Source organism: Microbulbifer mangrovi (assembly GCF_002009015.1).
GTDB lineage: Bacteria > Pseudomonadota > Gammaproteobacteria > Pseudomonadales > Cellvibrionaceae > Microbulbifer > Microbulbifer mangrovi.
Genome location: NZ_LZDE01000335.1, coordinates 44,806 through 54,724 on the forward strand (window position 1 = coordinate 44,806; position 9,919 = coordinate 54,724).

Consider the following 9,919-nt stretch of genomic DNA (forward strand, 5'->3'; position numbering starts at 1 on the left):
CGGGACTGCCGGAGCGGGCCAGCGGCAGTCACAAATTTTGACGGGCAATCTCGCCCGAGAGGCGTGTGGGAGTCAGCCGATCCAGCGCGGCAGCAGGATGCAGGCCCAGGTGGAGACCCACAACAGCAGCGAGATGGATACCGCTGCGGAGCCGGTGTCTTTGGCAATTTTGGACAGCGGGTGTTTTTCCGGGCCGACCCGGTCCACGACTGCTTCCACCGCGCTGTTGAGTAGTTCGACGATCATTACCAGCATGGTCACGCCGATCAGCAGCGCGCGCTCCACGCCGGATTCGCCGAGCCATAAGGCAATGGGAATCAGGAAAATCGCGAGGGTGACTTCCTGGCGGAAGGCCGCTTCGTTACGCCAGGTGGCGATGAGTCCCTGACGGGAGTATTCGGTGGCGTCGATCAGGCGAGAGATGCCGGTTTTCCCGGGTTTATTCACAAACTGCTCTTCCATTGCTCTGTGTATAACTCCGCTGGTTCATCTGTTTGAAATAAAAACGTAACCCACAAAAAAGCCCGGCGAGCCGGGCTTTTTCAGTATGGACGAAGATTTGTTGTCGAAAATCCGACAGCAAAAATTATTCGTCCAGGAAGCTGCGCAGGTGTTCGGAGCGCGAGGGGTGGCGCAACTTGCGCAACGCCTTGGCTTCGATCTGACGGATACGCTCGCGGGTAACGTCGAACTGCTTGCCCACTTCCTCGAGGGTGTGGTCAGTGTTCATGTCGATACCGAAGCGCATACGCAGTACCTTGGCTTCCCGCGCTGTCAGGCCGGAGAGCACGGAGCGGGTAGCGTCGTGCAGGCCGGTGGACGTTGCGGTGTCGATCGGGGAAGACTGGTTCTGGTCTTCGATAAAGTCGCCCAGATGGGAGTCTTCATCGTCGCCGATCGGGGTTTCCATGGAGATCGGTTCTTTGGCGATCTTCAGGACCTTGCGCACCTTGTCTTCCGGCATTTCCATGCGCTCACCCAGTTCTTCCGGGGTGGGCTCGCGACCCATTTCCTGCAGCATCTGGCGGCTGATACGGTTGAGCTTGTTGATGGTCTCAATCATATGCACCGGAATACGGATGGTGCGCGCCTGGTCTGCAATGGAGCGGGTAATCGCCTGGCGAATCCACCAGGTGGCGTAAGTCGAGAACTTGTAGCCGCGGCGGTATTCGAACTTGTCTACCGCTTTCATCAGGCCGATGTTGCCCTCCTGAATCAGGTCCAGGAACTGCAGGCCGCGGTTGGTGTACTTCTTGGCGATGGAGATCACCAGACGCAGGTTGGCCTCGACCATTTCCTTCTTGGCGCGGCGAGAGCGAGCCTCACCGATGGACATGCGACGGTTGATCTCTTTGATCTGGCCGACGTCCAGCTGGGCTTTGTCCTGGGCCTGCTGCAGTTTGCGCTGGGCGCGCTGGATCTCGTCGGCTACCTGGCGCAGGGCGTCGGAGTAGTCGCGCTTTTTCTTGATGATCGCGGGGATCCAGTCTTCGTTGGTCTCGTTGCCGGGGAATTCCTTGATAAAGGTCTTGCGCGGCATACGGGCACGCTTGATGCACAGGTTCATCACCAGACGCTCTTGCGCGCGAACGTCGTCAAGGATACTGCGCACGGCGTTGTACAGCGGGTCGAACTGGCGCGGGGCCAGTTTGAAGAAGCGGAATACTTCGCCCACGGCTTCCATGGCCTCGCCGGCCTCTTTGGAATCGCGGCCGTGCTTCTTGATGGCTGCGTCGGCTTTCTTCTGCGCGGCGATCAGCGCGTTCATGCGCTCGGCGAGTTCTTCCGGGTCGATGCCGCCTACGTTCTCTTCCTCTTCCTCGGAGGAGTCGTCGTCATCGTCGTCACTATCGCTGTCGTCGTCTTTGCTGTCGTCTTTCTTCTGCGCTTCCGCAGCCTGGCCAGCCTGGGCGCCCGGGGGCACTTCGTCGGCAGGGTCGAGCCAGCCGGCGATGACGTCGGGAATGCGGCGCTCTTCTTTTTCGATCAGCGCGTATTCGTCGATGATCTGCTGCACGGCGCCGGGCCAGTAGGCGAGAGCGGCCATAAGCTCGCGCAGGCCTTCTTCGATGCGCTTGGCGATGGCGATCTCGCCTTCGCGGGTGAGCAGCTCTACGGTGCCCATTTCACGCATGTACATACGCACCGGGTCGGTGGTACGGCCTACATCGGATTCAACTGCGGCGAGCGCGGCGGCGGCTTCAGCGGCGGCGATTTCATCGGCGGAGCTGTCGCCTTCGGCCATCAACAGTTCTTCGGCATCGGGTGCCTGTTCGAACACTTTGATGCCCATGTCGTTGATCATGCCGATGATGTCTTCCACCTGATCGGGATCGGAGATGTCTTCGGGCAGGTGATCGTTCACTTCCGCATAGGTGAGATAGCCCTGCTCTTTGCCGCGGGCGATCAGTTCTCTGATGCGGGAGGTGGTCTTTTGCTGCTGGGTTTTGTCGGTCATGCACAACCCTGAATTCTGGGGATTGATAGTCGGGACTTTTGTCTGGACAAAGACGCGGGATTATAGCGTATTTGCGTAAGCAATAACCACTGTGACTGTCAAGGCAGATGGTGTGGTTCAGGGTGTCCGGGCGCGCTTGTCTTCTGGTTTCCCGCCGGCTTTGGTCGACGGGTCTGTGTATATGGTGATGCTGTTTGGGATTTCAAGGGGGTTAATTGCTGGAATAGCTACAGTGGCGGTGCCGACAGCTTATCGGCAAGCCGTTACTGGTCCGATTTGGGGCGGAACTGTGCCAGCAATGCCAGTTGTTCGGCGCTCAGCTGGTTGCCGTTACTTTTGAGCTGGTCCACCAGTGCGCGCTTGCGCTGCCTCTCCGCGGCGGTTTCGAGGGTGCGCAGGCAGTCGTTGAATTCAGTCTCCGGGTCGTATTCCAGCACCTGCCCGGCACTACCAACAATGGGGTGGCTCATGGCGAGGCGGGGCAGCAGTTCGCGGGCTTCCTTGCTCTCGAGGTTCAGTAGGCGACCGAACAGCTGGTTGCTGTTGAGGCCGGGGTTTTTATGTAAAACCTGGAGAATTTCGCCGAAAAGTTGCAGATCTGCATCGTTACTGTCGCGAAAGCGCGCTGGATCGGCGATCAGCTGTGCCAGCTGGGGGTGGTGCAGCAGCAGGGCGATCAGCATGCGTTCGGCGGGCAGGCGGTACTGGCCGCTGTGCCGGCGTGCGGGTTGTTGTGTGGTGGGCTCGTTATCGCTCGGGGGTGGCAGGTCGGCGAAATCGTAGTCCGGTGGCGGCTCGTCGTAGCCCGGCGGTAGGGCATCGCCGCCCATGTCCGGGTATTCCGGTGCGTGGCTTTGTTGTGGGCGCTCCCCGTCCGGGGGCGGTTGCGCGGGTGACGGCTTGGGGGCCGCTTTTGCCGGTGCTGCGGCGGGCGCTGCCTGCTGTGCGAGTTTGGCTGTACGGGCTTTTTCCGCGGCGATGATTTCTTCCAGCATGTCCTGCTCGAGACCGGTGCGACGGGCCAGTTGCTGGAACATCAGCTGCCGGTAGACGCCGGCGGGAAGCAGGTCGAGCAGGGGGGCGGCGGCCTTGGACAGGCGCGCGCGGCCGTCCATGGTCTGGATATTGATCCCTTCGCCAAGCAGGTCGAACAGGAAGTCCTCCAGGGGCCGTCCCTGTTCGTCGATCAGCTGGTCGAAGCGCTCGCCGCCGATCTGGCGCACCAGGGTGTCCGGGTCTTCTCCTTCCGGCAACAACAGAAAGCGCAGGCTGCGGCCGTCCTGCATATGGGGCAAGCCGGCTTCCAGCGCGCGGCGGGCGGCGGTGCGCCCGGCCTGGTCGCCGTCGAAACAGAACACGATCTCACCGGTGTGGCGGAAAGCCAGCTGGATGTGATCTTCGCCACAGGCGGTGCCGAGCGTGGCCACGGCGCAGCGGATGCCGTACTGGGCGAGGGCCACCACGTCCATGTATCCCTCGACCACGATCAGCCGTTTCAGCTCGCGGTTGGCCTGGCGGGCTTCCCACAGGCCGTAGAGCTCCCGGCCCTTGTGGAAGATCGGGGTTTCCGGGGAGTTCAGGTATTTGGGTTTGTCGTCGCCCAGTACACGGCCGCCAAACGCGATGGTGCGTCCGCGCTGGTCGCGGATCGGGAACATGATGCGGTTGCGGAAGCGGTCGTAGTGGTGGCGTTTCCCCGGCTCGCTCTTGCCTGGATTGCCATCACTGTCCTGGCGGCGGATGGCCAGGCCGGCGAGCTCCAGCTGCTCGGCTTTTTCCGAGCTGGTACCGAGATGATTGAGCAGGTTGTCCCAGCCGGGGGGTGCCAGGCCGATACCGAATTCCTTGGCGACTGCGCCAGAGAGTCCGCGATTTTTCAGGTAGGTGATGGCGCGTGCGGAGACCTTGTGGTCCCTGAGTTTCTCGCGATAGAACTCTGCAGCTTTTTCGGTCAGCGCGTAGAGAGACTGGCTCTCCTGCTGGCGCTTGATCTGCGCTGGGGCCAGTTGCTCGCGCGGGACTTCCAGGCTCAGGCTGGCGGCGAGTTTCTCCACCGCCTCCGGGAAGGGCAGGCGATCGTACTCCATGAGGAAGCCGACCGCATTGCCGCTGGCGCCGCAGCCAAAGCAGTAATAGAACTGCTTGTCCGGGCTTACCGTGAAGGACGGTGTTTTTTCGTCGTGAAACGGGCAGCAGGCGGAATAGTTTTTCCCGGTTTTGCGCAGTTTTACCCGGCTATCGACGACCGGAACGATGTCAGCACGGGCCAACAGGTCGTCGATAAAATACTGCGGGATCTTGCCTGCCATAGAAATGCTTCAGGCGGCCTTAAAAGGACGCTTTCACAAACTTGCTGACGGCACCCATATCGGCGCGGCCCTGCACCTGGGGCTTTACCAGTGCCATTACCTTGCCCATGTCGGCCATGCTGCTGGCGCCGGTCTCTTTGACCGCCGCGGCGACAATTTCCTGGATTTCCGCTTCGCTCAGTTGCTCCGGCAGAAATTCCTGGATCACGTCGATTTCCTGCTGCTCCACTTCTGCGAGCTCCGGGCGGCCGGCCTTTTCGTACTGGGTGATGGAGTCGCGGCGCTGCTTGGTCATTTTGTCCAGCAGGGCGAGGATGCGGGCATCATCCAGCTCGATACGCTCGTCCACTTCCACGCGTTTGATTTCAGCATTGATCAGTCGCAGGGTGGCAAGACGCGCCTTTTCACGGGCTTTCATGGCGTCTTTGGTGGCGGCGGCGAGGGTTTCCTTGAGTGTGCTCATTGGGGCGTCCGGAATTTTTTATGCTAGTGGGTGTTTATCGGTCAGGCAGTCAATATTTGGCGCAAAGCGGCGTTTTGGCAAGGCTTGTGCGTGCTTGAGACAGCGGTGGACCTATCTGCGGGCAATAAAAAACGGCGCGCGAGTAAACTCGGGCGCCGTTTTGGCCGCGAACCGCATTCGCGTCAGCGTGCTGTGATCGAGAGAGAAAGCTCGAACTCAGTAGAGACGCTGGAACTTGCGGTTTTCGCGCTGCAGTTTTTTGGCGTGACGCTTAACAGCAGCGGCAGCCTTGCGCTTGCGAACGGCAGTCGGCTTTTCGTAGAACTCGCGGCGACGTACTTCGGAGAGTACACCAGCCTTCTCGCAGGAGCGCTTGAAGCGGCGCAGGGCGATGTCAAAAGGTTCGTTGTCTTTGATGCGTACTGAGGGCATTAGATTACCTGTAAAATTCGTTTCTCTCGGCCAGATGTATCTACTTTGATCACCTGGATCCTGGCGGCCTTTCCGGCAAATTGCTCTTCTCGCAGATGCAATCCGGAGGCCGGTTCACAGCGAGGGCGCAAATTCTATACAGATGATCTGGCCTTCGCAAGCCTGCGAGCGCAATCGTTTCGGGTTTCGTCGCAGTCGGCCGGGTGCGAAACCGGGCTTGTAACTATAGTCGCTACAAGAGTCGCGACACGGGCCTCTTCCGGGGGCGCCGCCTTGCGGGCCCCAGCGCAACCTCGGCCGCCAATTCTCCTTAGGCGGTAAAGGCCCTAAAGAGTATGATAGCGCCCCTGAAACCCGGTCAGCACCGGCCATTTGTCCCATTTTTGTGCTGTTCCGGACAATTTTATTGAGGACCTTTGGAAACCCGTGCGAGTACTCGGAATAGAAACTTCCTGTGACGAAACTGGTGTCGCCCTGTACGACAGCGAGCAGGGCCTGCTTGGGCACACCCTGTTCAGTCAGGTGAAGCTGCACGCCGAATACGGCGGTGTGGTGCCAGAACTTGCCAGTCGCGACCATGTGCGCAAACTGTTACCCCTGATTCGCGAAGTCATGGCCGAGAGCGGCACGGTGCCAGCGGATATTGATGGCGTTGCCTACACCGCCGGCCCGGGATTGATCGGCGCGCTAATGGTGGGCGCCTGTGCCGGCCGCGCCCTGGCCTACGGCTGGAATGTGCCCGCCATTGGTGTGCATCATATGGAGGGGCACCTGCTGGCCCCGATGCTGGAGGAAAATCCTCCGGCATTCCCGTTCGTGGCCCTGCTGGTTTCCGGCGGCCACACCCAGCTGGTGGATGTGCAGGGGCTGGGCCAGTACGAGCTTTTGGGGGAATCCCTGGATGACGCCGCTGGCGAGGCCTTTGACAAGGCGGCCAAGATGCTCGATCTCGATTACCCCGGTGGCCCGCGTCTCGCCGCATTGGCGGAGCAGGGCGACCCGCAGCGTTTTACCTTCCCGCGTCCGATGACGGATCGCCCGGGGCTCGACTTCAGCTTTTCCGGTCTTAAGACCTTTACCCTGACTACTGTACAGAAGCACGCACTGGAAGATGGCCTGCCGGACGAGCAGACCTGTGCGGATATTGCCGCGGCCTTCCAGGAGGCAGTCGTGGATACCCTGGTGATCAAATGCCGCCGTGCGCTCAAGCAGGCAAAGCGCAAAACCCTGGTGATTGCCGGTGGTGTTTCCGCGAACAAGCTTTTGCGCCAGCGTCTGGAAGCGCGCCTGGCGGAAGATGGTTGCGGGGTTTACTACCCGCGCCAGGAATTCTGTACCGACAACGGTGCCATGATCGCCTATGCTGGCTGCCTGCGCCTGCAGGCGGGCCAGCGCGCAGATCTCGATATAGAAGTCCGTCCGCGCTGGCCACTGACCGAATTGACCGGCACATTGCGCGCGGATTAAGAGACCAATAAAAAGGAGACTATCTTTGGATATCGTTTATATCCGCGATCTCAAGGTCGATACCATTATCGGCATTTACGACTGGGAGCGGGAAGTTCGCCAGACCGTAAGCCTGGATATCGAAATGGCATTCGATATCCGCGAGGCCGCGCGCACTGACAATATCGAGCACACCCTCAACTACAAGGCGGTCGCCAAGCGTCTGATCGCATTTATCGAGGGCAGTGAATTTCTGTTGGTGGAAACCATGGCTGAGCAGGCTGCGGAAATCGTGCGTAACGAATTCAATGTAAGCTGGCTGCGCCTGCGCCTGTCCAAGCCCGGCGCGGTGCGTGGAGCACGCGATGTGGGCGTTATTATCGAGCGCGGTGAGCGCAGCACTAAACAGCCTTCGGAGGCCTGAACAATGGCAACCGTTTACCTGAGTCTCGGCAGTAATATCGAACGCGAGAAAAATTTGCGTGCCGGACTGGATGCGCTGGTGCAGGCGTTCGGTGATCTGCGTATGTCTGAGGTTTTCGAAAGCGAAGCGGTGGGTTTCGACGGAGACAACTTCTACAACCTGGTGGCGGCCATCGAAACCGATCTGTCGGTAGGAGAGCTGGCCATGGAGCTGCGTCATATAGAAGACGATAATGGTCGTGTTCGCGGCGGGCCAAAATTCAGCGCGCGTACGCTGGATATCGATATCCTCACGTATGACGATCGTAGCGGCGTGATCGATGGTGTGAAATTGCCGCGCGGAGAAATCCTCAAGAATGCCTTCGTATTGTTGCCCTTGTCGGAACTTGCTCCCGATACTGTGCACCCGCTGGAGGGAAAAACGTACCAGCAATTGTGGGAAGCGTACGATCAGGATTCACAGAAGTTGTGGCCGGTTGAGTTTGATTGGCCTTCAGCTTGAAGCCGCTGGGTAGTGCTCGGAAATTAATTATCAATACATCGATACCGGTGGGCTTGTGAGACCGTCTGTGGCCTGGCTCACAAAGAGCCCCCGGTAGCGGTGCCGCCACCGCACCTGATTAGTAGATGCGGTGCACCTCAGGGCTATCAGCTCAAGCTTGCCAGCGCTTCCTTGGTAAACGGCACGATTTCTTCCTCGCGACCTTCCTTCACTTTCTGCAACCAGTTCGGGTCTTGCAGCAGCGCGCGGCCCACGGCAATCATGTCGAATTCACCCTTGTCCATGCGGCGGGTAAGTTCTTCCACGCCGGTGGGGTTGGCAGTGCCGCCCATCCCCTGGTTGTTGCCGCCGATAAAATCATCGTCGAGGCCGACACTGCCCACGGAAATAACCGGTTTGCCGGTGAGTTCCTTGGTCCAGCCTGCCAGGTTCATATCAGAGCCTTCAAACTCGGGTACCCAGAAGCGTCGTGTGGACGCGTGGAAGATATCCACACCGGCGTCTACCAGCGGCGTCAGGAAGCGCTGCAGTTCTTCCGGGGTTTGTGCCAGCTTCGCGTCGTAATCCTGCTGCTTCCACTGGGAGTAGCGCAGCACAATGGCAAAGTCTTCGCCCACTGCCTCGCGCACGGCTTTCACAATCTCCACCGCGAAGCGGGTACGGTTTTCGATGGAACCGCCGTATTCGTCATCGCGCTGGTTGGTGCCTTCCCAGAAGAACTGGTCGATGAGGTAACCATGGGCGCCATGGATTTCCACGCCATCAAAGCCCACTTCCTTGGCTGCCCTGGCGGCATCCGCGAAGGCTTGTACCGCGTCCTGGATGTCTTCTTTGGTCATGGCGTGGCCGTTGGCCTTGCCGGGCTTGAACAGGCCAGAGGGAGAGTAGCCGGGTACGGATTTGTCCGGTCCAGTTCCCTCTTTGCGTACGGAGCCCACATGCCAGAGCTGGGGGATAATCTGGCCACCGGCGGCGTGAACCTCCTCGACCACGTTCTTCCAGCCGGCGAGTGCTTCTTCACCGTAGATGGCGGGCACATTCTCGTAGCCGTTAGCTGCCTTGCCATCGACGAAGGTGCCCTCGGTGATGATCAGGCCCACCTCGCCTTCCGCGCGGCGGCGGTAGTAGCCCGCCACCTGATCGTTGGCGACATAGCCGGGGGACGCGGTGCGGGTCATGGGGGCCATGGCCACGCGATTGCGCAGCTTCAGGGATTTGTGTTCGAAAGGACGCAAAAGACTGTCCAGGTTGCCGCTCATAACACTCTCCGAAATCTCGTTTACAGATGCTTCAGTTAGCCATCAGCGGGACCGGGTTCCGGGCTGCCCGCCAATTAGGTTGCGTTATGAAACTTCATTTGGTTTTTTAATGCAACCATTTCGCTTATACTGATTTGTATGACACGTAAACGATTTGATGATCTCGGCTGCTCGGTGGCCTGTGCCCTGAATGAAGTGGGCGACTGGTGGTCCCTGCTGGTAATCAAGCAGGCGATGCTGGGTACGCGACGTTATGGGGATTTCCAGAAAAGCCTGGGAATTGCCAAGAATATCCTGTGTGATCGACTGTCCCGCCTGGTCGAAAATGGTGTGATGACCCGTGTGGATGTGGGAGAGCACGGTACCCGTTACGAGTATCGCCTGACAGAAAAGGGGCGGGATCTGTTTGCGGTGGTGGTCGCGCTGCGTCAGTGGAGCGAGCGCTGGAATGGCAGTAAGGACTCCATGCAGTTGGTTGAGCGGGACGGTGGTGAAGCGATTGCGCAGGTGGTGGTGCAGAATGCCGCTGGCGAGGCGCTCAGCGTGCGTGATGTGCTGTTTGTGGATGAGAATGGTGAGCCGCTGGAGCAGGCCGGTTGATCTCTGAGGGCGACCGCGGTCGCCCTC

General features: G+C 59.6%; 10 protein-coding genes. 4 read left to right on the plus strand and 6 right to left on the minus strand.

Going from position 1 to position 9,919, the window contains the following annotated elements:
* Positions 1–72 precede the first annotated feature (72 nt).
* The 5 genes from B4U49_RS14600 to rpsU form a co-directional block, all read right to left on the minus strand.
* The gene (locus B4U49_RS14600) at positions 73–462 is read right to left on the minus strand and encodes a diacylglycerol kinase (RefSeq protein ID WP_078085343.1); all 390 of its coding nucleotides are present in this window, start codon (positions 460–462) and stop codon (positions 73–75) included.
* A 124-nt stretch (positions 463–586) separates the two neighbouring features.
* Positions 587–2,458 (minus strand): RNA polymerase sigma factor RpoD, encoded by a 1,872-nt coding sequence (rpoD, locus tag B4U49_RS14605; RefSeq protein WP_078085344.1) that lies wholly within the window; start codon positions 2,456–2,458, stop codon positions 587–589.
* Positions 2,459–2,721: 263 nt separating this feature from the next.
* Complete coding sequence (gene dnaG / locus B4U49_RS14610; RefSeq protein WP_078085345.1) at positions 2,722–4,767, minus strand: DNA primase; 2,046 nt, start codon at positions 4,765–4,767, stop codon at positions 2,722–2,724.
* Positions 4,768–4,786: 19 nt separating this feature from the next.
* Positions 4,787–5,230, minus strand: coding sequence for a GatB/YqeY domain-containing protein (locus tag B4U49_RS14615; protein ID WP_078085346.1), 444 nt, complete (start codon positions 5,228–5,230; stop codon positions 4,787–4,789).
* A 216-nt stretch (positions 5,231–5,446) separates the two neighbouring features.
* Positions 5,447–5,662: a 30S ribosomal protein S21 gene (rpsU, locus tag B4U49_RS14620; protein ID WP_020411530.1), complete on the minus strand. Its 216-nt coding sequence runs from the start codon at positions 5,660–5,662 to the stop codon at positions 5,447–5,449.
* Between the two features lie 426 nt (positions 5,663–6,088).
* Between rpsU and tsaD the strand changes: the two genes are divergently transcribed.
* From tsaD to folK, 3 genes are read left to right on the plus strand one after another with little or no spacing between them, the layout of a single operon-like run.
* On the plus strand, positions 6,089–7,129 hold the full coding sequence (gene tsaD / locus B4U49_RS14625; RefSeq protein ID WP_078085352.1) for a tRNA (adenosine(37)-N6)-threonylcarbamoyltransferase complex transferase subunit TsaD: 1,041 nt from the start codon (positions 6,089–6,091) through the stop codon (positions 7,127–7,129).
* A 25-nt stretch (positions 7,130–7,154) separates the two neighbouring features.
* On the plus strand, positions 7,155–7,532 hold the full coding sequence (folB, locus tag B4U49_RS14630) for a dihydroneopterin aldolase (protein WP_078085347.1): 378 nt from the start codon (positions 7,155–7,157) through the stop codon (positions 7,530–7,532).
* A gap of 3 nt (positions 7,533–7,535) precedes the next feature.
* Complete coding sequence (gene folK / locus B4U49_RS14635; RefSeq protein WP_078085348.1) at positions 7,536–8,033, plus strand: 2-amino-4-hydroxy-6-hydroxymethyldihydropteridine diphosphokinase; 498 nt, start codon at positions 7,536–7,538, stop codon at positions 8,031–8,033.
* Between the two features lie 146 nt (positions 8,034–8,179).
* Here folK and B4U49_RS14640 read toward each other — a convergent pair whose 3' ends face one another.
* Positions 8,180–9,292: an NADH:flavin oxidoreductase gene (locus B4U49_RS14640; protein WP_078085349.1), complete on the minus strand. Its 1,113-nt coding sequence runs from the start codon at positions 9,290–9,292 to the stop codon at positions 8,180–8,182.
* A gap of 138 nt (positions 9,293–9,430) precedes the next feature.
* Between B4U49_RS14640 and B4U49_RS14645 the strand changes: the two genes are divergently transcribed.
* Entirely contained in the window at positions 9,431–9,892 is a 462-nt protein-coding gene (locus tag B4U49_RS14645; protein ID WP_078085350.1) for a winged helix-turn-helix transcriptional regulator, read from the plus strand.
* The last annotated feature ends 27 nt before the right edge of the window (positions 9,893–9,919 follow it).